The 24,327-nt window shown below is 47.6% G+C and carries 25 protein-coding genes; 3 read left to right on the top strand and 22 right to left on the bottom strand.

All coding sequences use genetic code 11. From position 1 onward, the window contains the following. Window positions 1–5 precede the first annotated feature (5 nt). Together cysW and KDN34_RS17315 are read left to right on the top strand one after the other, a co-directional pair. Window positions 6–872: a sulfate ABC transporter permease subunit CysW gene (cysW, locus tag KDN34_RS17310; protein ID WP_212594924.1), complete on the top strand. Its 867-nt coding sequence runs from the start codon at window positions 6–8 to the stop codon at window positions 870–872. Further along, complete coding sequence (locus tag KDN34_RS17315; protein WP_212594925.1) at window positions 869–1,999, top strand: sulfate/molybdate ABC transporter ATP-binding protein; 1,131 nt, start codon at window positions 869–871, stop codon at window positions 1,997–1,999. Before cysW ends, KDN34_RS17315 begins: the two co-directional genes overlap by 4 nt. Window positions 2,000–2,003: 4 nt before the next feature. On the opposite strand, the gene glmS is transcribed toward KDN34_RS17315, so the two are convergent. The 17 genes from glmS to mioC all read right to left on the bottom strand — a co-directional run bounded on the left by glmS (window position 2,004) and on the right by mioC (window position 18,703). Then, window positions 2,004–3,833, bottom strand: coding sequence for a glutamine--fructose-6-phosphate transaminase (isomerizing) (gene glmS / locus KDN34_RS17320; RefSeq protein WP_212594926.1), 1,830 nt, complete (start codon window positions 3,831–3,833; stop codon window positions 2,004–2,006). 20 nt (window positions 3,834–3,853) lie between these two features. Next, a complete protein-coding gene (locus KDN34_RS17325) occupies window positions 3,854–4,627 on the bottom strand; it encodes a DeoR/GlpR family DNA-binding transcription regulator (protein WP_212594927.1) in 774 nt (257 codons plus the stop codon). Between the two features lie 173 nt (window positions 4,628–4,800). Continuing rightward, window positions 4,801–6,165 (bottom strand): bifunctional UDP-N-acetylglucosamine diphosphorylase/glucosamine-1-phosphate N-acetyltransferase GlmU, encoded by a 1,365-nt coding sequence (gene glmU / locus KDN34_RS17330; RefSeq protein ID WP_212594928.1) that lies wholly within the window; start codon window positions 6,163–6,165, stop codon window positions 4,801–4,803. 121 nt (window positions 6,166–6,286) lie between these two features. Beyond that, complete coding sequence (locus tag KDN34_RS17335; protein WP_212594929.1) at window positions 6,287–6,715, bottom strand: F0F1 ATP synthase subunit epsilon; 429 nt, start codon at window positions 6,713–6,715, stop codon at window positions 6,287–6,289. Between the two features lie 36 nt (window positions 6,716–6,751). Further along, window positions 6,752–8,128 (bottom strand): F0F1 ATP synthase subunit beta, encoded by a 1,377-nt coding sequence (gene atpD / locus KDN34_RS17340; RefSeq protein WP_212594930.1) that lies wholly within the window; start codon window positions 8,126–8,128, stop codon window positions 6,752–6,754. Between the two features lie 35 nt (window positions 8,129–8,163). After that, on the bottom strand, window positions 8,164–9,024 hold the full coding sequence (atpG, locus tag KDN34_RS17345; RefSeq protein ID WP_212594931.1) for a F0F1 ATP synthase subunit gamma: 861 nt from the start codon (window positions 9,022–9,024) through the stop codon (window positions 8,164–8,166). Between the two features lie 51 nt (window positions 9,025–9,075). Then, window positions 9,076–10,617, bottom strand: a complete 1,542-nt coding sequence (gene atpA / locus KDN34_RS17350) for a F0F1 ATP synthase subunit alpha (protein WP_212594932.1) — start codon at window positions 10,615–10,617, stop codon at window positions 9,076–9,078. Window positions 10,618–10,631: 14 nt separating this feature from the next. Beyond that, entirely contained in the window at window positions 10,632–11,165 is a 534-nt protein-coding gene (gene atpH / locus KDN34_RS17355; RefSeq protein WP_212594933.1) for a F0F1 ATP synthase subunit delta, read from the bottom strand. Window positions 11,166–11,180: 15 nt separating this feature from the next. Then, the gene (gene atpF / locus KDN34_RS17360; protein WP_212594934.1) at window positions 11,181–11,651 is read right to left on the bottom strand and encodes a F0F1 ATP synthase subunit B; all 471 of its coding nucleotides are present in this window, start codon (window positions 11,649–11,651) and stop codon (window positions 11,181–11,183) included. 37 nt (window positions 11,652–11,688) lie between these two features. After that, the gene (gene atpE, locus KDN34_RS17365; RefSeq protein WP_025011729.1) at window positions 11,689–11,940 is read right to left on the bottom strand and encodes a F0F1 ATP synthase subunit C; all 252 of its coding nucleotides are present in this window, start codon (window positions 11,938–11,940) and stop codon (window positions 11,689–11,691) included. A gap of 65 nt (window positions 11,941–12,005) precedes the next feature. Then, window positions 12,006–12,812, bottom strand: a complete 807-nt coding sequence (gene atpB, locus KDN34_RS17370; RefSeq protein WP_212594935.1) for a F0F1 ATP synthase subunit A — start codon at window positions 12,810–12,812, stop codon at window positions 12,006–12,008. Window positions 12,813–12,824: 12 nt separating this feature from the next. Further along, entirely contained in the window at window positions 12,825–13,157 is a 333-nt protein-coding gene (locus KDN34_RS17375) for an ATP synthase subunit I (protein ID WP_407695809.1), read from the bottom strand. 280 nt (window positions 13,158–13,437) lie between these two features. Then, a complete protein-coding gene (locus KDN34_RS17380) occupies window positions 13,438–14,328 on the bottom strand; it encodes a ParB/RepB/Spo0J family partition protein (protein WP_212594937.1) in 891 nt (296 codons plus the stop codon). Window positions 14,329–14,338: 10 nt separating this feature from the next. Further along, entirely contained in the window at window positions 14,339–15,133 is a 795-nt protein-coding gene (locus KDN34_RS17385) for a ParA family protein (RefSeq protein ID WP_212594938.1), read from the bottom strand. Window positions 15,134–15,214: 81 nt separating this feature from the next. Next, window positions 15,215–15,838, bottom strand: a complete 624-nt coding sequence (gene rsmG / locus KDN34_RS17390; RefSeq protein WP_212594939.1) for a 16S rRNA (guanine(527)-N(7))-methyltransferase RsmG — start codon at window positions 15,836–15,838, stop codon at window positions 15,215–15,217. 96 nt (window positions 15,839–15,934) lie between these two features. Then, entirely contained in the window at window positions 15,935–17,824 is a 1,890-nt protein-coding gene (mnmG, locus tag KDN34_RS17395; protein WP_212594940.1) for a tRNA uridine-5-carboxymethylaminomethyl(34) synthesis enzyme MnmG, read from the bottom strand. Between the two features lie 438 nt (window positions 17,825–18,262). Then, window positions 18,263–18,703 (bottom strand): FMN-binding protein MioC, encoded by a 441-nt coding sequence (gene mioC, locus KDN34_RS17400; RefSeq protein WP_212594941.1) that lies wholly within the window; start codon window positions 18,701–18,703, stop codon window positions 18,263–18,265. A 204-nt stretch (window positions 18,704–18,907) separates the two neighbouring features. Here mioC and arsB point away from each other — a divergent pair, with 204 nt between their 5' ends. Beyond that, window positions 18,908–19,924, top strand: a complete 1,017-nt coding sequence (gene arsB, locus KDN34_RS17405; protein WP_212594942.1) for an ACR3 family arsenite efflux transporter — start codon at window positions 18,908–18,910, stop codon at window positions 19,922–19,924. A 146-nt stretch (window positions 19,925–20,070) separates the two neighbouring features. On the opposite strand, the gene mnmE is transcribed toward arsB, so the two are convergent. From mnmE to rpmH, 5 genes are all read right to left on the bottom strand, one after another. Further along, the gene (mnmE, locus tag KDN34_RS17410; protein ID WP_212594943.1) at window positions 20,071–21,432 is read right to left on the bottom strand and encodes a tRNA uridine-5-carboxymethylaminomethyl(34) synthesis GTPase MnmE; all 1,362 of its coding nucleotides are present in this window, start codon (window positions 21,430–21,432) and stop codon (window positions 20,071–20,073) included. Window positions 21,433–21,508: 76 nt separating this feature from the next. Beyond that, entirely contained in the window at window positions 21,509–23,143 is a 1,635-nt protein-coding gene (yidC, locus tag KDN34_RS17415; protein WP_212594944.1) for a membrane protein insertase YidC, read from the bottom strand. A 3-nt stretch (window positions 23,144–23,146) separates the two neighbouring features. After that, window positions 23,147–23,401 carry a membrane protein insertion efficiency factor YidD gene (gene yidD / locus KDN34_RS17420; protein WP_212594945.1) on the bottom strand — a complete coding sequence of 85 codons (255 nt, stop codon included), beginning with the start codon at window positions 23,399–23,401 and terminating at the stop codon, window positions 23,147–23,149. Beyond that, the gene (gene rnpA / locus KDN34_RS17425) at window positions 23,368–23,724 is read right to left on the bottom strand and encodes a ribonuclease P protein component (RefSeq protein ID WP_212594946.1); all 357 of its coding nucleotides are present in this window, start codon (window positions 23,722–23,724) and stop codon (window positions 23,368–23,370) included. The genes yidD and rnpA overlap by 34 nt, the downstream gene beginning before the upstream one ends. Before the next feature lie 22 nt (window positions 23,725–23,746). Beyond that, entirely contained in the window at window positions 23,747–23,884 is a 138-nt protein-coding gene (gene rpmH / locus KDN34_RS17430) for a 50S ribosomal protein L34 (RefSeq protein WP_133038348.1), read from the bottom strand. Window positions 23,885–24,327 lie beyond the last annotated feature (443 nt).

Here is a 24,327-nt window from a genome sequence, read left to right on the forward strand (position 1 = left end):
CACGCATGTACGCATTTAAGCCTTCCAGAGTGGGTGATGCACCTATCATCAAGTGGAGTCTGATCGCGCTAGCGGTATTACTCAGCGGCTTATTATTGGTGGTACCGCTAGCCAGTATTTTTCAGCAGGCCTTCGCTGGTGGTTGGCGGTTGTACATTCAACACTTAAGCCAACCCGATACCCTGCACGCCATCGGCCTCACCTTGATGGTGGCAGCACTGACTGTACCAATAAACTTAGTTTTTGGTGTGCTACTGGCCTGGAGCGTCACCCGTTTCGAATTTCCGGGGCGCAAAATACTGATCACGCTGATTGATATTCCCTTTGCCGTGTCGCCCGTGGTGGCAGGCTTACTCTACCTGTTGCTGTATGGCAACAGTGGCTGGCTGGGGGCCTGGTTGTTTGAACATGATCTGCAGGTGATGTTTGCCTGGCCAGGGATCGTGTTAGTAACCATTTTTGTCACTTGTCCGTTTGTGGCACGCGAACTGATCCCATTGATGCAACAACAGGGTGCCGCGGAAGAGGAAGCGGCGGTAATCCTCGGAGCCTCCTGGTGGCAACTGTTTCGCCGCGTGACCTTACCCAACATCAAATGGGCACTGATTTACGGGGTAATTCTGACCAATGCCAGAGCGGTAGGTGAGTTTGGTGCTGTCGCAGTGGTATCCGGCAACATTCGTGGCGAAACCAATACCCTACCTTTGCACGTACAATTACTTTATGAGGATTACCAAGCCCAAGCCGCGTTCGCCAGCGCTTCACTACTGGCACTAATCGCCCTCTTTACTTTGCTGCTGAAAGCCGCTGTTGAATGGCAGCAACAACGCAGTTTATCCGTCAATAATGATAATGAGCAGAGCCAATTATGAGTATTCGTCTTAGCAATATTTCCAAGCAATTTGGCCAGTTTCAGGCGCTTTCACCGCTCAATCTCGATATTGACGATGGCGAGATGATCGGTCTGCTGGGACCATCAGGTTCTGGTAAAACCACGCTACTACGGATTATTGCCGGGCTTGAAGGTGCAGATAGCGGCCAACTGTATTTTGGTGACCGAGAAGTGACAAGGGTGCATGTGCGCGAACGTAGGGTCGGCTTTGTGTTTCAGAACTACGCGCTGTTTCGCCATATGACAGTCGCCGAAAACGTCGCTTTTGGCCTGCAAGTCATGCCGCGCAAACAGCGGCCAGCAGCGGCTGAGATCCACAAAAGAGTCTCACAACTGTTAGAAACCGTGCAGCTCGGTCATCTGGCACAGCGCTATCCCGAGCAACTCTCTGGTGGACAGAAACAGCGCATTGCGCTGGCGCGGGCACTGGCGACGCAGCCAGAGGTGTTGTTGTTGGATGAACCCTTTGGCGCGTTGGATGCCAAAGTGCGAAAAGAACTGCGTCGCTGGTTACGTAGTCTGCATGATGAACTGAAATTCACCAGTGTGTTTGTCACTCATGATCAGGACGAAGCATTGGAGCTGTCAGATCGGGTGGTGGTGATGAGCAACGGCCACATAGAACAGGTTAACACCCCGGCTGAGCTATATGCCCAACCTAATAGCCGTTTTGTGTTTGATTTTCTGGGTAACGTCAACGTGTTTACTGCCGAATGGCAACAACAGTGCTGGCGCAATGGTGAGGCATTTATCGTGCCGCCAGAACAACCGCAATTGCAGCAAAACGGCGCATTGTATGTCCGCAGTCATGAACTCGCCTTGTCTGATAAACCTAACAGCCAGGTGAATTTACCGTTTGATATTGTCTCCATTACACCCATCGGTGCAGAGGTTCGGGTGGAGTTAGCACCGAGCGGCTGGCATAGCGAACAGTTGTGGGAGGCAAAATTTACCCACCACCAGCTGCAAGAAAAGGGATTACAAAAGGGCGACCGAGTGTTTGTAACCCCACAAACAGGCTACTTTTTTGCTGCACAAGGTGACGGTTCAGCCACACGTCTCAATTGGCCGTTCCTGCCACCCGGCAGCCTGGTATTTGATATCTAACCCCTTATTCAACTGTCACTGACTTGGCCAGATTTCGCGGCTGGTCTACGTCAGTGCCTTTTATCAGGGCCACATGATAGGACAGTAATTGCAGCGGCAGAGTGTAGATAAGCGGCGCAATAAACTCATCGCAATGGGGCACAGAAATAACCTTCATGGAGTCGTCGGACCGGAAGTTAGCATCCACATCCGCGAATACATACATCAAACCACCACGAGCCCGTACCTCTTCCACATTGGATTTAAGCTTTTCCAACAATTCATTATTCGGTGCTACTACAATTACCGGCATATCGGCATCTATCAATGCTAACGGTCCGTGTTTCAATTCACCAGACGCGTAAGCTTCTGCATGAATATAAGAGATCTCTTTCAGCTTTAGTGCACCTTCCATGGCGATAGGGTATTGATCGCCACGACCTAAAAACAACGCATGACTCTTGTCAGCAAAGTCTTCTGCCAAACCCGCGATGGTTTCATCCAGCCCTAAAGTCTGCTCAACTTTTGCGGGTAAGGATTGCAAGCTGTGCACCATAGCAGCTTCAGTCTCGGCACTCATACCGTTATAGCGACCGATAACCGCAGTCAACATCAGCAATCCAGCTAACTGCACAGTAAAAGCTTTAGTCGATGCCACACCGATTTCCGCACCCGCTTTCATCATGTACGCCATATCTGACTCGCGCACCAGAGATGAACCCGGTACATTACAAATGGTCAGAGAGGCTTTGTACCCCATCTGTTTTGCCAAGCGCAACGCCGCCAGCGTATCAGCGGTTTCTCCAGACTGAGAAATAGTCACAAATAAGCTGTCAGGATATGTGAAGGATTTGCGGTAGCGAAACTCTGAAGCAATTTCCACATTACAGGAAACACCTGCCCATTGTTCCAGCCAGTACCGTGCGGTCATTGCCGCATGATAACTGGTACCACAAGCGATGATCTGTACATGACGAATACCACTCAATAACGCTTCTGCATTATCACCAAAAGCGGATGCCAACACCTGGCCATAGGCGATACGGCCTTCCATGGTGCGGGTCAACGCCAACGGTTGTTCATGGATCTCTTTCAGCATGTAATGGCGAAACGCACCTTTATCACCCGCATCATGCGTGATTTCAGATTCTTTAATCTCGCGTGCAACCGCTTCGCCTTTACTGTTGAAAATACTCACTTTCCGACGGGTAATTTCAGCAACATCACCTTCTTCCAGATAGGAAAAAGAACGGGTTACGGGTAACAACGCCAGTTGGTCTGATGCCACAAAGTTTTCACCCAAGCCATAACCCACCACCAGCGGACTGCCGCTACGAGCCACCACTAAGCGCTCGCTGTCACGGCGGTCAATAACAACAGTGCCATAAGCACCTTCCAGCTGTTTCACTGTGGCCTGGACCGCTGCCAGCAAGGATTCGTGGGTTTTCAGTTCGTGATGCACCAGATGGCAGATCACTTCGGTATCGGTATCAGACTCAAAGCGGTAACCGAGTTCGGTAAGCTTGTGGCGCAGTTCGGCATGATTCTCAATAATGCCGTTATGCACTACGGCGATATCGCCGCTGGATTGGTGCGGATGCGCGTTACGTTCGTTAGGTTCGCCGTGAGTCGCCCAGCGGGTATGAGCAATACCGGTACCGCCGACCAGAGGCTGCTGCACCAGCGCATCAGCCAACTCCTGCACCTTACCCACTCGGCGCACACGTTGTAGTTGCTGCTCATGGATCACCGCCATACCTGCTGAGTCATAGCCGCGATATTCCAGCCGTTTCAAGCCTTCCAGCAGAATTTCCATCACATCCCTTTGCGCCACGGCGCCAACTATTCCACACATGTTATTTCCTGCGTTACTTCTTAGTTTGAATTTTGATAGGGCACCAGTAATACATCGATGCCGTGCCCACGAATAATATCTGCCGCCGGGGGAGATAAACGATCGTCACTAACGACCGTGGATATCTGCGACCAGGGCAATTCCAGATTGGGAATGCGCCGCTGCAACTTGTCTGATTCCAGCATCACCACTACCTGCTGCGACACTTCAGCCATCACCTTGCTAAGATTAGTGAGCTCGTTAAAGGTTGTTGTGCCCCGGCTGAGATCGATACCATCTGCGCCAATAAACAGTTGATCGAAGTTATAGGAACGCAAAACCTGCTCAGCCATTTGCCCCTGAAATGACTCCGAATGAGGATCCCAAGTGCCACCAGTCATCAATAATGTTGGTTCGTTTTCCAGTTCATGGACGGCATTGGCGAGTTGCAATGAGTTAGTCATCACCACCAATCCACGTTTGCTATTCAACTCTGGAATAAGCCCGAGAGTAGTAGAGCCGCAATCAATGATGATACGGTTATGATCGCGAATGAGTTCTGCCGCTTTGCGAGCGATAGCTAACTGATTGGCTGACGGACCCCGCTGTGGCACAGTTAACTCTTGCGGTAGTGGCACCGCGCCACCATAGCGGCGTAGTAATAGTCCATCAGTTTCCAGAGCCGCTAAATCTTTGCGGATAGTCACTTCAGAGGTATCAAACGCCTGTGCCAGTTGTTCAACACTGACTTCTCCGGTTTGATTCAACTGTTCAACAATGGCTCGGCGCCGCTGTTGGGTGTTCCGTTTTAGCATTTATCGATAATTCATGTTTCGATTTGAAAGAAATTATATTCAAACGAAATATAACCACAAGTAAAATTTTAACGTCATTCAGGCTTATTAAGCAGTCATACAGTATAATTAACGCTAGAAATAAAAAAAGCACCCGTGAATGAGTGCTTTCGAAACGAAACTTAAGGCAATGGCTATTTAGCTTTTTTAACGGGTCGCTGCCAACCACTGATATGTTTCTGTTTTACACGAGTAATGACCAGCTCATCTTCGCCCACATCTTTGGTAATAGTAGAACCGGCACCCAATGTGGCGCCACGGGCAATGGATACCGGAGCCACCAGCTGGGTGTCACTACCAACGAACACATCGTCTTCAATCACGGTAAGATGTTTGTTGGCACCATCATAGTTACAGGTGATAGTGCCTGCGCCAATATTGACGCCTTTACCTATCTGCGCATCGCCCAGATATGTCAGGTGCCCAGCTTTAGAACCTTCCCCCAGCACCGCTTTTTTCATCTCTACGAAATTACCCACATGGGCATCCGCTTTCAATTCAGCGCCAGGACGCAAACGGGCAAACGGCCCGGCGTTGGCATTTACCCCGATTTTGGCACCTTCCACCACGGTATAAGGTTTCACCTCGCCACCATCGGCTATTTCACAATCGATCAGAATGGCACCGGCACCGATGGTGACGTTATTACCCAGAACCACCTTGCCTTCAAAGATGACATTGATATCGATCATGACATCCTGACCGACGGTCACATCTCCGCGAATATCGATACGTGCAGGATCTCGAAGATTGGCGCCATTTAGCATTAACTGCTCGGCCATACGCGCTTGGTAAGCGCGCTCCAACATTGCCAACTGTACCCGATTATTCGCACCTTCGGTTTCAATGGCATCTGTCGGGTGTGCTGTAGTAATAATGACATTATCCTTATGTGCCATCGCCACCACATCGGTCAGGTAAAATTCCCCTTGCGCATTGTTATTGTTCAATTGGCTCAGCCAGTGCTTCAGCTGTTTGCCAGGCAACGCCATAATACCGCTATTGACTTCGGTAATTGCCAGTTGCGCTACGGTTGCATCTTTCTGCTCTACAATGCCAACAACTTTGCCGTTTTCCCGTAAAATTCGACCATAACCGCTGGGGTTTGCCAGATTAACGGTGAGCATTGCCACACCATCCGGCTGACGACTTTGTAACAACGCCACTAATGTTTGCTGGCGGATCAGCGGCACATCACCATAAAGTACCAACACAGTATCTTCATCTTTGATGTATGGGATAGCCTGTGCCACCGCGTGACCAGTACCCAACTGCTGTGACTGTTCAACCCAATTCAACTGCGGATCGCGCACCGCTGCTTGTAGCTTAGCGCCACCATAACCGTACACCAGATTGATCTGTGCAGCATCAAGCGCTTTTGCCACATCGATGACGTGCTGCACCATAGTTTTGTGGGCAACTTTATGCAGAACTTTGGGTAAATCAGAACGCATCCGGGTTCCCTTTCCGGCAGCGAGGATCACAACATTGAGCGACATAACCACTTCCTTTAACAAATGACGCCACATTCTAACCAAATTGCTCGTCTGATGCAGTGTCTATCCCAAATTGCAGGCGATAAAAAAGGCGCCATAAGGCGCCTTTTTCAGCAGAGTTACATTATCTGGCAATGTTCTTCTTGATGGTCTCAACGACACGCAACTGTGCAATGGCTTTTGCCAGCTCAATTGCTGCTGCCGCGTAATCAAAGTCAGCACCGGCCTTGGCCATTTCGGCTTCGGCACGACGCTTGGCTTCTACAGCGGCCTGTTCGTCAATCTCATCGGCACGCATTACGACATCAGCCAATATGGATACAGAAGAAGGCTGTACTTCGAGGATACCCCCGGACAGATAAAACACCTCTTCTGAACCATTTTGTTTGACGATGCGCGCCATGCCAGGTTTGATATTGGTCAGCAGCGGCGTATGCCCTGGCATAACACCCAGTTCACCTTCTGAACCTGTTACCTGCAAACTGGCAACCAGTCCGGAATAGATTCTGCTTTCTGCGCTGACGATATCAAGTTGTACTGTCATGGCTGCCATCCCGTTCTCCTATCAAAACCAGAGGATTTTCTCTGATTACTTCTTGTTGGCTTTTTCTACCGCTTCTTCGATAGAACCAACCATGTAGAACGCCTGTTCTGGCAGATGGTCAAATTCACCATCCAGAATGCCTTTGAAGCCACGAATAGTGTCTTTCAAAGAGACGTACTTACCTGGAGAACCGGTAAACACTTCTGCTACGTGGAATGGCTGTGACAGGAAACGTTCGATTTTACGAGCGCGAGCTACTGTCATCTTGTCTTCATCAGACAATTCATCCATACCCAGAATCGCAATAATGTCTTTCAGCTCTTTATAACGCTGCAGCACGTGCTGAACGCCAGTTGCCACGTTGTAGTGCTCCTGGCCAACAACCTGAGGATCCAACTGACGAGAGGTGGAGTCCAGAGGGTCAACCGCTGGGTAAATACCCAGAGAAGCAATCTGACGAGACAATACTACGGTCGCATCCAAGTGGGCGAAGGTAGTTGCAGGGCTTGGGTCAGTCAAGTCGTCCGCTGGTACGTAAACGGCCTGTACTGAAGTGATAGAACCCACTTTAGTAGAGGTAATACGTTCCTGCAGTACACCCATTTCTTCCGCCAGTGTTGGCTGATAACCTACAGCTGATGGCATACGACCCAACAGTGCAGATACTTCAGTCCCCGCCAGGGTGTAACGGTAAATGTTGTCGATGAACAACAGTACGTCACGGCCTTCATCACGGAATTTTTCCGCCATTGTCAGACCAGTCAACGCTACACGCAGACGGTTGCCTGGTGGTTCGTTCATCTGACCATACACCATGGCTACTTTGTCCAATACGCCAGATTCTTTCATTTCGTAGTAGAAGTCGTTACCTTCACGGGTACGCTCACCTACACCGGCGAATACAGACAGACCTGAGTGGGCTTTGGCGATGTTGTTAATCAGTTCCATCATGTTAACTGTCTTACCAACACCCGCACCACCGAACAGACCTACTTTACCACCCTTGGCAAACGGACAAACAAGGTCAATAACCTTGATACCGGTTTCCAGCAATTCAGTGGTGTTTGATTGTTCTTCATATGAAGGAGCTGCACGGTGAATAATATAACGTTCATCTTCACCGATAGGACCCACTTCGTCTACTGGCTCACCCAATACGTTCATGATACGGCCAAGTGTTGCATGACCTACCGGAACAGAAATCGGGGCACCTGTATTTTCCACCTCAAGACCACGACGCAAACCGTCAGAAGAACCCATGGCGATGGTACGAACGACACCACCACCAAGCTGCTGCTGAACTTCCAGCACTAGGCCTTTACTCACGATTTTCAGAGCGTCATATACCTGAGGTACGGCATCATGTGGAAACTCTACGTCCACAACCGCGCCAATTACTTGGACAACAGTACCTGTGCTCATGATTAATCCTCTAAAACTTGTCTTGGTTACCCAGCCTAAACCGCAGCTGCACCGGATACAATTTCCGACAGTTCCTGCGTAATCGCAGCCTGACGGGCTTTGTTGTACACCAGTTGCAAATCGTCAATCAGGTTTCCTGCGTTGTCAGTTGCCGCTTTCATCGCCACCATACGGGCAGCCTGTTCGGAAGCAATATTTTCAACAACACCCTGATAAACCTGGGATTCCACATAGCGAACCAATAATTTTTCCAACAGTTCTTTTGGATCAGGTTCGTAAATGTAGTCCCAGTGATGTTTCACATCATCATCTTCGGATTTAGGCAAAGGCAGCAGCTGCTCGATCACGGGAGTCTGTGTCATAGTGTTCACAAATTTGTTGAACACCACATACAGACGATCCAATTTGCCTTCGTTGTAAGCCTGCAGCATCACGCGCACAGTACCAATCAGATCTGCAAGTTTAGGTGCATCACCTAAACCTGAAGCTGAGGCCTGAGCCTTGCCACCAAAGCTTTTGAAAAACTGTACACTGCGTGCGCCGATTGGACAGAATTCCACTTCAGCACCTTGTTGTTTCCAGCTTTTCACGTCTGCCACAACCTTTTTAAATAGGTTGACGTTCAGACCACCACAAAGACCACGGTCGGTTGCCACAACTATGTATCCAACCCGCTTGGCTTCTCGCACCTCTAAATAGGGGTGTTTATATTCGAGAGAACCCTGCGCCACGTGACCGATCACCTTACGCATACTTTCCGCATAAGGACGACTGGCAGCCATGCGATCCTGCGCTCTGCGCATTTTGCTGGCAGCCACCATCTCCATGGCGGAAGTGATCTTCTGTGTGTTTTTCACACTGGAGATCTTTGACTTAATCTCTTTTGCGCCGGCCATCTCTACTCTCCAATCTGGACCAGAGGTGCCTTAAAGCACCTCAATGTGTATTTACCAGGTTTGGGTTGCCACGAACTTTTCGAGACCAGCTTTCAGTTCACCTTCGATATCGGCGTTATAGTCGCCGGTTTCGTTGATGAGCTTCATCAGCTCGGCATGCTCGCTGTTCATGAAGGAGAGCAGGGCAGCTTCAAAATCACCGATTTTCTTCAGCTCAATGCCTTTCAGGAAGCCTTTTTCTGCAGCGAAAATAGACACAGCCTGATCAGCAACGCTCATCGGTGCATATTGCTTCTGCTTCATCAGCTCAGTTACACGTTCACCGTGTTCCAATTGGGCACGGGTTGCGTCATCCAAATCGGATGCGAACTGAGAGAAAGCAGCCAGCTCTCGGTACTGCGCCAGAGCGGTACGAATACCACCGGACAGTTTCTTGATGATCTTGGTCTGAGCCGCACCACCCACACGAGAAACCGAAATACCAGGGTTAACCGCTGGACGTAAGCCAGAGTTAAACAGGTCGGTTTCCAGGAAGATCTGACCGTCAGTAATAGAAATTACGTTAGTCGGTACGAACGCAGATACGTCACCAGCCTGGGTTTCAATAATTGGCAAGGCGGTCAATGAGCCTGTTTTGCCTTTTACTTCACCGTTAGTGAATTTCTCTACATATTCTTCGTTTACGCGAGAAGCACGTTCCAGCAAACGAGAATGCAGATAGAAAACGTCACCTGGGTAAGCTTCACGTCCTGGTGGACGTTTGAGCAACAGTGAAATCTGACGATATGCGACAGCCTGTTTTGTCAGGTCGTCATATACGATCAGCGCATCTTCACCGCGATCACGGAAGTATTCACCCATTGAACAACCAGAATAAGGTGCCAGATACTGCAGTGCAGCTGCTTCTGACGCGGTAGCCACAACGACGATAGTGTTAGCTAATGCACCGTGTTCTTCCAGCTTGCGTACGATGTTGGCAATGGTAGAAGCTTTCTGACCAATCGCGACATAGATACACTTAATGCCAGAGTTTTTCTGGTTGATGATGGCATCAATTGCCAATGCAGTTTTACCGATCTGACGGTCACCAATGATCAGCTCACGCTGACCACGACCGATTGGGATCATGGAGTCAACTGCTTTGTAACCTGTCTGTACAGGTTGTGATACTGACTTACGATCGATTACGCCGGGAGCAATCACTTCAACAGGCGCAAATCCATCGTTATCGATAGGACCTTTACCGTCGATTGGCTCACCCAGGGTATTTACTACACGACCCAGCAGACCACGACCTACTGGTACCTGCAAAATGCGACCAGTAGTTTTAACTTTTACGCCTTCTGCCAAATCGGCATAAGGACCCATTACTACGGCACCGACAGAATCACGTTCAAGGTTCAACGCGATTGCAAAACGGCTGCCAGGCAGTTCGATCATTTCACCCTGCATTACATCGGCCAGGCCGTGAATGCGGATAATACCGTCACTTACCGAAACGATAGTTCCTTCGTTACGGGCTTCGCTGACAACGTCGAACTGCTCGATCCGCTGCTTAATCAGATCGCTGATTTCAGTGGAATTCAGTTGCATGCTCAAACTCCCAATTACGATTGCAGCTTATCAGACAAACGGTCGAGTTTGCCGCGAACAGACCCGTCAATCACGAGGTCTCCCGCTCTGATAATGACCCCAGCAATAAGCTTGGCGTCGGTACTGCAATTCAGCTTAACTTTGCGTGCGAGACGTTTCTCTAAAGAAGCACTGATCTGTGCGATCTGTGAATCAGTCAAAGGCGTGGCAGATATCACACTAGCTTCCACTTCTTTTGACCATTCCAGACGCAGCTCGGCAAATTGCTGAGCAACAGCTGGCAGCACTTCTAAGCGATCGTTTTCGGCCATTACCTTGATCAGATTTTGACCATTGGTATCCATCTGATCGCCACATACTTTGATAAACAAGTCTGCTAGACGATCACTGGCCATCACTCCGGCCAGCAGGGGCTTCATGGTCTCGTTTTCACTGACCAAAGCGGCAAAGTCGAGCATTTCCGCCCACTTTTCCACTGCCTGATGTTCAACCGCAAAATCAAAAGCTGCCTTTGCATAAGGACGAGCAATGGTGGTTAACTCAGCCATAACTCCACTCCCTTATCAAATTTCAGCGACAAGTTTATCAACTATGTCGCTCTGGGCGGCTTCATCAATCGAACGCTCGAGGATTTTCTCTGCGCCAATAATGGCAAGAGTCGCTAGCTGCTTGCGCAGATCCTCTTTCACGCGATTACGTTCAGCTTCAATTTCTGCTTGACCCTGAGCGATAATTTTTGAACGCTCAGCGTCTGCTTCGGCTTTGGCTTCGTCAATGATCTGAGCCTTGCGTTTGTTAGCAGACTCGATAATTTCGTTGGCAGTAGCCTTGGCTTCTTTGAGTTGATCAGAGGCTTTCACCTGAGCCAACTCCAGGTCTTTAGCTGCACGGTCAGCGTCAGCAAGACCATCAGCAATCCTTTTCTGGCGCTCTTCGATGGCACTCATCAAAGGCGGCCAAACAAACTTCATGCAGAACCACACGAAGATAAAAAAGGCGACCGTCTGACCGATTAGGGTAGCGTTGATATTCACAACAGCCTCCTATTTAGATTAAAGACAGAAGCGTTTTTTACAGCATTGCACCCAGAGGGTTAGTGAACAGCATATACAGCGCAATACCTACACCGATCATGGTTACGGCGTCCAACAGACCCGCTACGATGAACATTTTAACCTGCAGCATCGGGGCCATTTCTGGCTGACGAGCAGCGCCTTCAAGGAATTTACCGCCGAGCAAACCAAAGCCAATAGCGGTACCCAAAGCACCCAGACCAATGAGCAAAGCAACAGCAATTGCAGTAAAGCCCAGAATCGTTTCCATCTGTATCTCCAGTTTCTAAATCTATGTTAGTTAATGATTTAGTTTAAAATTTTCTTCCGCAATCCTTAATGATCTTCATGCGCCATGCTTAAATAAACAATTGTCAGCATCATGAAGATAAACGCCTGCAGTGTGATAACCAGAATGTGGAAAATCAACCAGCCCAGGTGCAAAGTCACACCCAAAGCGGCAATCGCCACATTGGCACCATACATCAGCGCGATAAGGATGAAGATCAACTCACCAGCGTAAAGGTTACCGAAAAGACGCAAAGCCAATGAAATCGGCTTGGCAATCAAGGTAACAGACTCAAGCACGAAGTTGACCGGTATCATTGCCTTTACATTAAAGGGCTGTAATGTCAGTTCTTTCACAAACCCTGATATGCCCTTGATCTTAATGCTGTAATAAATAATCAGCACAAATACCCCCAGTGCCAGACTGAAAGTCACATTAAGATCTGCGGTCGGAACCACCCTCAAATGCTGGTTGTGATCGCCGGCAATTAAAGCTGCCAACTGAGGCAACCAATCAACCGGGATCATATCCATGAAGTTCATCATGAATACCCAAACGAAAATGGTCAGAGCGAGCGGCGCAATCAGCTTGTTGCGACCGTGGAAGGTTTCCTTCACGCTGGTATCCACGAACTCGACGAGCATCTCGATAAAGCACTGAAGCTTACCGGGAACGCCGGTTGTGGCTTTTTTGCCAACGCTGCGGAACAACCACAGGAACAGAACACCAAGCCCTACAGAAAAGAGCAATGAATCAATATGCCATGTCCAGAAACCACCGTCATGTCCTGAAGTCCAGAACGTCAGGTGATGCTGAATATATTCCTGCGATGACACTTCACCAGTTGCAGACATGATTCATCCCACTTAACTTTGCTTGAAGTATAAAGGAGCTGTCCAATGCACTATTAACCCCAACACATAACAAACAAAAAGCGGCATAAATGCAGCTTTAAGATATATAAATGCTATAGAAAACAATACAATAGTTAACAGCAACTTTACCGCTTCCCCCCAGTAAAAGCTCTTTAACACTTTTGCTGTAGCGCTAGCTCCCATATGAGAGAACGCCAGGGTCGCGAACACGAAATTGGGGATCACAGCAATTACGGCACCAGCTAACGCTGACAAACCACTGTTGACCCCCTGCATAACGAAAAAGACCGTCGATGCCAATCCGGTAACCGCGGCTTGCAGCATAATCAGTTTGTAAGCTGATCGGCGGCCACGACGAGCCAAATTGTCAATCAATCGATCTTCTCCGTAATTTTCTTTTTGTTTCGGTGACCGTGTATGAAAATTCCGAGCCACCCGCGCAAAAAGCTTGCGAAAGTATACCTTTTCGAAGTTTTCGCGCAACGTTGAGGATATCAAAAAAAAAGCGCCTAAACGTGATTTAGCGCTAAGTTATAAAAGCATTTACTGATTTTATGTAATTTAATTACAAATTCTTTTTTTTATTGCTATTTTTTCGCTAGAATCAACTGAATTTGGCGATAATTCCATCAAGTTCAGATAAACTCTGATAATTAATTACAATTTTACCTGTCCCCTTTACAGTGTGCGTAATATTAACTTTTGTTCCTAATCTTTGAACTAGCTCGCTTTCCAAGCGGGTTAAATCCGCATTTTTAATATTATTTTCAGGTTTGTTCGGAGGATTCTGCACTTTGTTAATAAGTCGTTCGGTTTCACGAACGGTAAGTTCTTTCGCCGCTACGACTCTGGCGACGCTAGTTTGTTGATCGCCTTCAAGTGCTAACAACGCTCTGGCGTGACCCATATCAATATCGCCACGCTCCAACATCACTTTCACCGCCGGATTTAACGCATTAAGACGCAATAGGTTAGAAATGGTCGCACGCGACTTCCCGACGGCATCAGCTACCTGCTGGTGTGTCAGTTCAAATTCTTCAATCAGACGATTAAGTGCAATGGCTTCTTCCATCGCGTTCAAGTCTTCACGTTGGATGTTTTCAATCAACGCAATCGCCACGGCGGCTTCATCGGCAACTTGTTTAACAATACAAGGCACTTTATCCAACTGAGCCAGTTGCGCGGCTCGCCAGCGACGTTCGCCCGCGATAATTTCATACTGACCAGCAGTGACTTGGCGCACGACTATCGGCTGAATGACCCCCTGCGCCCGGATAGATTCTGCCAGTTCTTCCAAAGCTTCCGGAGACATATCCTTACGAGGCTGATATTTGCCTGGCTTCAGCAAATCCAGATCCAGATTGAGCAGCGTTTCACCACTTCCGACATCCGCCATTTCCGCTGTTTCAGCAGTTTCCCGCTTTTGATTGGCCGCGTGACTGGTGCTGAGTAATGCATCCAACCCCTTACCTAAACCGCGTTTTTTCAATGTCATGGTGATCCCTTTAAACCTTTTCCGCTTGTTTCTTTTTTTGTTGCTCAGAACGGCGAATAATTTCACCCGCTAATGCTAAATAAGCCTTGGCACCAGCACTGCCTTTATCGTAATACATTGCTGGCGCACCAAAACTAGGCGCTTCTGCTAAACGCACGTTCCTCGGAATCACCGTGCGATAAACCTTATCACCAAAATGCTGTTTCAATTGATCAGAGACATCATTGGCCAGGCGATTTCGTGGGTCGTACATAGTACGCAAAATTCCCTCAATGCCAAGTCCTGGATTCACCATTGCCGCCAATTTGGACACAGTATCCATGAGCGCAGTCAGCCCCTCCAATGCATAGTACTCACATTGCATCGGTACCAGTACCGAATCCGCCGCAGACATCGCATTAACGGTAAGTAAATTGAGCGAGGGAGGGCAATCGATAAAAATAAAATCGTAACGATCTCTTACCGCCGTCAGCGCGTTGCGTAAGCGAACTTCTCTAGCAAAAAACTCGATCAATTTGATTTCTGCGGCGGTCACATCACCGTTTGCGGCGATCAGATCGTATTTACCAATGGTATTTTTTACCACAACTTCATCAAATGGCTTTTCATCCACCAGCAATTCGTATGTGGTATTTTCGACTTCATATTTGTCAACACCACTGCCCATTGTGGCATTGCCCTGCGGATCCAGGTCAATCAGCAATACTCGGCGTTTGGTTGCCGCTAATGACGCAGCCAGATTCACGCTCGTTGTTGTTTTCCCTACGCCACCTTTCTGGTTAGCTACGGCAATGATTTTCGCCACAATGTCACCTTGTCCATCAAGTCTGTATTTGAAACCCGTGCGGTACCAAGTTGCTTTATACGCCAGCGAATTGCAAGACACTCAGTCCCGAGAAGTGATAATCAGCAGATGTCGCTGTTCATCCAGATGCGGAACGGTCAGTTGGATCTGCTGCTGTACCGTATATCGACTTGGAATTTCCGCAAGTTCTGCGGCATCCAATTGACCTTTTAACGCATAAAAAGCCCCATTTTTTTGGGGCAGGTGTGCACACCAGTTAAGCATATCGCTGACTGACGCAAATGCCCGGCTAAGTACACCATCAAACAATTCTTGCGGCTGATAATCCTCGACGCGGCTTTCGACCGAAAAGATATTACCCAGTTTTAATTCTATCTGAACCTGGCGCTGAAAACGGATACGTTTTCCCAAACTGTCCAGCAACACAAATTGCTTATCAGGATGCATAATGGCCAAAGGTATCCCTGGTAATCCGGGCCCGGTCCCGACATCGATAAATCGCTTACCTTGCAGATACGGTGACACCGCCAAACTGTCCATAATATGTCGGATCAGCATCTGCTGGGGATCTCGCACCGATGTCAGATTGTAGGCTTTATTCCATTTGTCCAAAAGCGCGACAAAAGCCAATAACTGCTGTTGTTGTGCTTCAGTGGCAGCAATGCCAGCTTCGGCGAGATAGTGTTTTAGCTGCGTAGCAAGCACAAAATAACTCCTGATAGTTATGCGGTGGCTATTATGAAGCCCATAAAAGACTAAGGGAAGCCCGAAGCTTCCCTTAGCTACAGCGAAGTCCCGATATCAGGCACTACGGCGCAGCAAACCACGCTTTTTAAGATGCACTAACAAAATGGAAATTGCCGCCGGAGTCACCCCCGAAATTCTCGAGGCTTGCCCGATAGTTTCCGGTTTATGGCTATTAAGTTTGGCGACCACCTCATTGGACAAACCTGGCACCTCTTTGTAATCCAGATCCAAAGGTAAGCCAGTGTTTTCATTACGTAATGCCTTATTGATTTCATCCTGCTGACGCTGGATATAACCGGCATATTTCACCTGGATCTGGATCTGTTCAGCGACATGTGGATCGGCGACGGCGGGGCCGAAACCTTCCACTGCCATCAGTTTTTCATAATCCATTTCTGGGCGCCGCAACAACTCTTCAAACGAAGCTTCACGTGAAATTGGCGTATTCAGATGAGGATTGAGCGCAGCCACTAACGGTGAATTCGCATGGATCCAGTTACTCCGAAGACGCTGCATTTCAGTTTCGATGGCTTCTACTTTCTCAGAGAACAGTGCCCAACGATGATCATCGACCAAGCCCAGTTCGCGGCCTTTTTCAGTCAGCCGTAGATCGGCGTTGTCTTCTCTGAGCAACAAGCGATATTCAGCACGACTGGTAAACATGCGGTACGGTTCTTTGGTGCCAAGCGTCGATAAATCGTCAACCAATACACCGATATACGCCTGATCGCGTCTTGGACACCAACTGTCTTTGCCCTGCACTTGCAATGCGGCGTTAGTGCCAGCCAGCAAGCCTTGAGCGGCAGCTTCTTCATAGCCGGTAGTACCATTGATCTGACCCGCGAAAAACAAGCCATCAATCGCCTTGGTTTCCAGCGAGTTTTTCAGATTTCGTGGATCAAAATAGTCATATTCAATGGCATAGCCAGGACGCAAGATCTCCGCATGTTCCATGCCCTTGATAGAACGGACCAAATTGATCTGAACGTCAAACGGCAAACTGGTAGATATTCCATTTGGATAGAGCTCATGAGTGTTCAGCCCTTCTGGCTCCATAAATACCTGGTGTGAGTTTTTATCGGCAAACCGATGAATTTTATCTTCGATTGATGGACAGTAACGCGGACCGATCCCTTCAATCACCCCAGAATACATGGGACTGCGATCCAAACCACCACGGATAATCTCGTGTGTACGTTCGTTGGTATGCGTGATGTAGCAGGAAACTTGTTGCGGATGATGTGCCACATTACCGATAAACGACATCACAGGGAGTGGGAAATCACCTTTTTGTTCAGTCATTTGTGAAAAATCGACGGTACGAGCATCAATACGCGGTGGCGTACCGGTTTTTAACCGTCCGACAGGCAGTTGCAGTTCTCGTAAGCGTTGTGCCAACGCAATAGCAGGTTGATCACCGGCACGACCGCCACTGTAATTTTGCAGACCAATATGGATTTTCCCGGCAAGAAAAGTTCCGGTAGTTAGCACAACGGCTGCGGCTTCAAAGGCCAAGCCCATCTGAGTCACTACACCGGTAACTCGGCCGTTTTCAACCACTAAATCATCTACGGCTTGCTGGAATAAACGTAAATTGGGTTGATTTTGTAAAATGCGTTGAACTGCTTGACGATATAGTGCTCTGTCTGCTTGTGCTCTTGTTGCTCTGACGGCTGGTCCTTTACTGGAGTTGAGGATCCGAAACTGGATACCCGCATGATCGGTAGCGGTCGCCATAGCGCCACCTAAGGCATCGATCTCTTTAACTAAATGGCCTTTTCCGATGCCGCCGATCGCTGGATTACAGGACATCTGTCCCAAAGTGTCGAGGTTATGGGTCAGCAATAGAGTCTTACACCCCATTCTGGCTGCCGCTAATGCTGCTTCGGTTCCGGCATGACCGCCACCTACAACAACTACATCAAACCGTTCATGAAAACGCATTGTTAAACCTTCTTAGACACCTAGTTAATCAAGAGCAATGAGCCGCGTATTTTAGCATTTCAAAAGGATCAGGTGAATGATCTCTTTAGATTGTTAGATCGTAAACCGATCGCACTATTAGATCTTAAGATCTTTATATAGATCTGTTTATTGTTTTTACTATTAGGATCGACGAACGCAGTGGATAACGGTTATTTTTCTTTAAAATCAAAAAAATACACTTAAATTATCCTGTGATCTATTAACGATCATGTTGCGTAAAGACTGGGGATAGATCGCCTAGTTATCCACATCATGGATCTATAGGGAAGCAGGACGATCATTAATACAATGATTGATCAGATCTATATGACAATTTATCCACATATTTATCATTTTAAATTTATATATGTGGATAAATTTGTTCTTATTTGTGTATATAAAGGTATGAAATCATGCTTACAGATCACCAATCCAGCTCCGTAGCCATGCCACAGCGGCATCTTCCGGTACTGGATCTCTTTGTACATCAATCTGGATCTTATCCACAAAAGCGGTCGCGCCTTTTTGTTCGAGTAAATCAGCTAATTTCTGCGGACCTTCACAAAAGGTGTCATAGCTGGAGTCTCCAATGGCACATAGCACATACTCTAGCTGGCTAAAGTGACTCTCTTCATCAATCAATTGTTGATAGAGCGGTTGCAGGTTATCCGGCAGATCGCCTGCTCCATGGGTTGAAGACACGATTAGCCAGAGTTTGTCAGGATCTAATTGAGCGAGATCTGCAGCTAAATGAATTGTGGTTGTGTGGCCCTGTTGTTGCAGTTCCGCCGCTAATTCATCAGCAACATACTCTGCACCGCCAAGTGTGGTACCTACCAGAATTTCAATGCTTGCCATTTCTTGTCCTTGTTAACGTCTCCGAAAAATATAGCGGCATGGTAATCCATGATGATACACGGCTGAAAGTCCGGGTTCGATTGTCGTCGTTTTTTCTTCGGATACGATTTAAAAAATGCGTATGTTCGCGTATTTGGGCTGCAATAGTCTCAGTATAATGCTGATAATGGTGGGGATTGATGATCGCTATGAGCGAGTTTTCTTATGGGATTTTTTGAAAGATATCTGTCGGTTTGGGTAGCGTTGGCTATTGTGGCGGGGGTAGGAATAGGTAATCTGTTCCCAGATTTATTCAGCGGCATTGCTGCTTTTGAATATGCACATGTAAATCTGGTCATTGCGGTGCTTATCTGGTTGATGATTTATCCGATGATGGTCCAGATTGATTTTTCGGCAGTTAAAGATGTTGGTAAGAAGCCCAAAGGGTTACTGCTAACCCTGGTGATTAACTGGTTGATCAAACCCTTTACTATGGCATTACTCGGATGGTTATTTTTTAAAGGTGTATTTGCGTCCTGGGTCTCACCACAATCGGCTACCGAATATATTGGTGGGATGATCCTATTGGGCGTAGCACCTTGCACTGCGATGGTGTTTGTGTGGAGCCAGTTAACCAAAGGCGATCCTAACTACACACTGGTTCAAGTATCAGTAAATGACATTATTATGGTGTTTGCTTTCGCACCAATTGCCGCATTTTTGCTGGGGATCAGCGAGATCCAGGTGCCCTGGCAGACATTGCTGCTATCGGTTGTACTCTATGTGGTGTTGCCTCTCTTGGCGGGAATTGTTGCTCGTTATCGATTACAGCGCAATGCAGACGCTGATGCGTTAGCGCATTTTGTGGCTAAGCTTAAACCTTGGTCTGTAGTGGGATTGCTGGCGACAGTAGTGTTGCTGTTTGGTTTTCAAGCTCAAACGATTATTGCGCAGCCCTTGGTAATTTTGATGATTGCCATACCATTACTCATCCAAAGTTATGGCATTTTTGCGATTGCTTATTTAGCCGCAAAACAACTGCGCTTACCTCATAATGTGGCTGCGCCTGCCTGTATGATTGGCACTTCCAATTTTTTCGAATTGGCGGTAGCGGTAGCGATTTCCTTGTTTGGTCTGCATTCTGGTGCCGCACTGGCAACCGTCGTTGGCGTTTTGGTTGAAGTGCCAGTGATGCTATCGTTAGTCGCATTTGCTAATAGAACGCGGCACTGGTTCTCTTGAGTGGGGATGTGTAAATGCTGACAGCCAGCGCAAATTGATGAGACGAGACTGCTGATTTGTTCATCCGTTCATATGAGTCAGTAAATTTTAATTTAATATATCTAATATATTGTATTTAAACTTCAATGTATTTGGTAAGTAAACACTTACTTACCAATGCAAAATGAGCTGAATATTTTTCCGAGCAGATCATCAGAGGTAAATTCGCCGGTGATCTCGGATAATGCTTGTTGCGTCATACGCAACTCTTCAGCGAGTAGTTCTCCAGCCTGAAATATTTCCAGTTGTTCTTTACCCTGCTGTAAATGCTGGCTTGCTTTATCCAGTGCCTCAAGGTGACGGCGACGGGCAAGAAAGCTGCCCTCGAGGTTACTTTGATAACCCATCAATTGCTTCAGGTGTTGTGTTAATTCTGCCATTCCCAGACCAGTTTTAGCAGAAATCCGGTAGACGCTATAACCTTGCTCTTCAGTTGGTGCGAGAGACTCTCCCGTTAAATCCGCCTTATTGCGGACAACGGTAATACCGAGTTTTGCGGGTAATCGGTCGATAAAGTCAGGCCATATTTCTTTGGGATCTACCGCGTCGGTATCGGTGCCATCAACCATGAATAACACTCTGTCTGCGGTAGCGATTTCTGCCCAGGCACGCTCGATACCTATTTTTTCAACAGTATCATCAGTGTCTCTGAGTCCCGCGGTATCAATCACATGTAACGGCATACCATCAAGATGAATGTGTTCGCGTAGTACATCGCGAGTGGTACCGGCTATTTCGGTAACAATCGCCGATTCTTTTCCTGCCAGCGCATTAAGTAAGCTGGATTTGCCAGCATTAGGGCGCCCGGCAATGACTACTTTCATCCCTTCACGGATGAGCGCACCTTGCTGAGCACTGTGTTGAACTTGCGCCAGCTTATCTATGATGCGGTAAAGGGCATTGGCAATTTTGCCGTCTGACAGGAAATCTACCTCTTCGTCAGGAAAGTCGATTGCGGCTTCAACGTACAAGCGCAGATTTGTGACTTGTTCTACCAATTGATGGACTTCTTTGGAGAACTCTCCCTGTAATGACGCCATTGCGCTTTTGGCTGCCTGTTCGCTGGTAGCTTCAATTAAGTCTGCAATCGCCTCAGCCTGTGCCAGGTCTAGTTTGTCGTTGAGGAAGGCCTGCTCACTGAATTCGCCTGGTCTTGCCATACGTACGTCGGCTACAGTCAAGATGCTTTTTATCAGCATATCCATGACGATTTGACCGCCGTGACCCTGCAATTCCAGTACATCTTCACCGGTAAAGGAGTGGGGGCCTTTGAAGAATAGTGCTATTCCCTGATCCAGTGTTTGTCCCTGATTATCTTTAAACGGACAGTAATCCGCATAGCGAACTTTTGGCAGATGACCAAGCACTTTTAAGGCGACATCTGCCGCCTTATCTCCGGATACTCTGACAATGCCCACGCCACCTTTACCGGGAGCGGTAGCTTGCGCCACAATGGTATCTGCTGCCACACTGTTTTCCTTTTTATCAAAAGCGTCATAATCAAAAGGCGGCTAATAGCCGCCTTTTTGTGAAGGGATTAAAAGGTTATTTTAATCCTTTTTTCTCCAATCCGGCGTAGATGATCTTCTGTTGGATAATAGCCACAATGTTACCCATCAACCAGTAAAGCACCAAACCAGATGGGAACCACAGGAAGAATACGGTAAATACTACAGGCATATACTGCATCATCTTGGCCTGCATCGGATCCATAGTTGGCGACATTGGCTGCAGTTTCTGCATGATAAACATCGACAAACCATTAAGAATTGGCAGCACGTAGTATGGGTCTTGTACTGACAAGTCATGGATCCACAGCATAAATGGTGCGTGACGGAGTTCCACACTTTCCAGCAGAACCCAATACAAAGCCAGGAAAATAGGCATCTGCAGCATAATTGGCAGACAGCCACCCATAGGGTTGACCTTCTCCTTTTTATACATCTCCATCATGGCTTGACCCATCTTCTGGCGATCATCACCAAAACGGTCTTTTAGCTCTTGGATTTTAGGCTGCAGATTACGCATCTTAGCCATAGAGGTGTATTGCGCACGAGTCAGCGGGAACAAAATGCCGCGTACAGTAAAGGTGATCAGAATAATTGCCAGACCCCAGTTACCCACAAACGAATGGAAGAACATCATCAGTTTGTAAATTGGAACGGCCAACCACCATAACACTCCATAGTCTACAACTAGGTTTAAGGTATCTGACACTTCTGATAGCGCGGCTTGATCTTTTGGACCAACATAGAAATCCGCGCCAATCGTTGCCGTTGCTCCTGGTGCTACAGTATCAGCTTGGCCACGGAAACCAATGTTAGCCATAGTGCCGTTGCTGATGCTGGAATAGATAAGATTACTTTGATCTGCTGGTGGTACCCAAGCGGAAACAAAGTAGTGTTGCAGCATGGCTACCCAGCCACCCTGAGTTTCTTTATGCAGATCTTTTTCTTTAATTTCGTCAAATTTATACTTTTCATAACGAGTGTCTGCTGTTGAGTACGCAGCACCACGATATGTTGGCATCATCATATGACTATCAGAGGGCTTGATGGTCTGCTTAATCTGACCATACATCTGCACCTGCAATGGCGCCGCAGTGGTGTTATCAATTTGATAATCTACCCGAATATCAAACTTGCCTTTATGGAAGGTAAATATTTTGGTGTATTTCACGCCGTTTGCCGCGGTGTAAGTCATCGGCACCTTCAGCGTGTTTTCACCATCTTTCATTTGGAATTCGGTGCCGGTAACGGCATAAGTTGGGCGTCCAGCGCTGCTATCAACGCCACCACTACCGATCAGACCGCTCTGTGCTATGTAGGTAAATCCAGGCTGTTGTTCCAATAACACAAAAGGATCATCTTTCCCTTGTTCCAGTTTATGTGCAACCAATGCAGCATGAACAATGTCACCACCCACTGGATTAATCAGTACATCTAACTGATCGGTTTTAACTCGCACTAAATCTTTGGAGGCAACAACCGTGTGTTCTTCCGGTACTCCAGCCTTACCATCGGCATTGGGCACGTCGTTTTGAATGGTGTCCTGAGTTGAGGATGTCACTGCTGTTTCAGTAACGGCTGGTTTTGGCGCTTTATCTGTCTGCCATTGTTGCCAGATCATAAAACTGACAGCTAACAGCGCGATAAGCAGAATATTGCGTTGAGATTCCATAGCCTATTTATTACACCTGTTCTTTTTAGGAGGTACGGGGTCGTTGCCGCCCGGATGCAAAGGGTGACATTTTAATATGCGTTTTATCGCAAACCAACTCCCTTTGACAGTTCCGTGCACTTGCACAGCTTCTATCGCGTAATGGGAGCAGGAAGGGTTAAATCGGCAGCGTTGTCCTAGCATAGGGCTGATAAATATCTGATAGCCCCGGATAGCTTTAATGATCAACCATTGAAACGGCGACTGAGCTTGCGCCATAACTTTTCCACCAATTTTCTGAGTTGCTCGTTATCCAACTCTAAAACACCACCACGGACCAATACCACAATGTCCACCGGTGGCAAATTATACTGATTAAGTCTGAAACTTTCGCGAACAATACGTTTAACACGATTGCGCTGGTTAGCCCTTTTTACATGACGCTTGGCAACAGTCAAGCCTAATCTGGGGTGTTCCAGAGTATTCGGCATCGCCAACAGGGTTATTTCAGCAGAGGAGGCTTTTTGCGGGTCGGTAAATACAGAATTGAATTCTGCGGGAGTTAACAAGCGTAACTCCCGCGGAAAGGTGTAACTAGTCACCTAATTGTCTACTCGCGCGTAATTAAGCAGACAGGCGAGCGCGACCTTTAGCACGGCGACGAGCCAGTACCTTGCGGCCGTTTGCTGTAGCCATACGTGCGCGGAAGCCGTGAGTACGCTTGCGCTTCAGGTTGCTAGGTTGAAAAGTACGTTTACTCATGATGGCAATCCGTCTTTGTTGGTTAATTTTCCTCAACCGGCATACAAATGCGGCGAGGGTATAAAAAAGAGGCCGAATTGTAATCACAATTACTCAAGGCGTCAATAAGCATAATGTCCTGGGTGGTGAATACATACGTCCGTTTGGTGAGCAGTTGATGTGGTTAACTACAATATGTGGATAACTGTGTGCATTTACTACTACATGTAGTAGCAAAAGAGACAATCAACTGATCGCCGGAGCGCGATTATAGATCAACTCAGATCCCTTAATAAAGTAGCAAATATCATGGATTATCACCCACAAGATCCTGTAGGATCTCTCAGGATCAGATGAATACAAAGATCGCGATCGCTTTGGGGATAATTGTGCGTTCATCATAGCGATTATCCAGATCTCACTATAGAATAACCTCCCTCGGGGAGCTGGTTTGGGGATAAGTT

The organism is Shewanella yunxiaonensis, assembly GCF_018223345.1.
GTDB lineage: Bacteria > Pseudomonadota > Gammaproteobacteria > Enterobacterales > Shewanellaceae > Shewanella > Shewanella yunxiaonensis.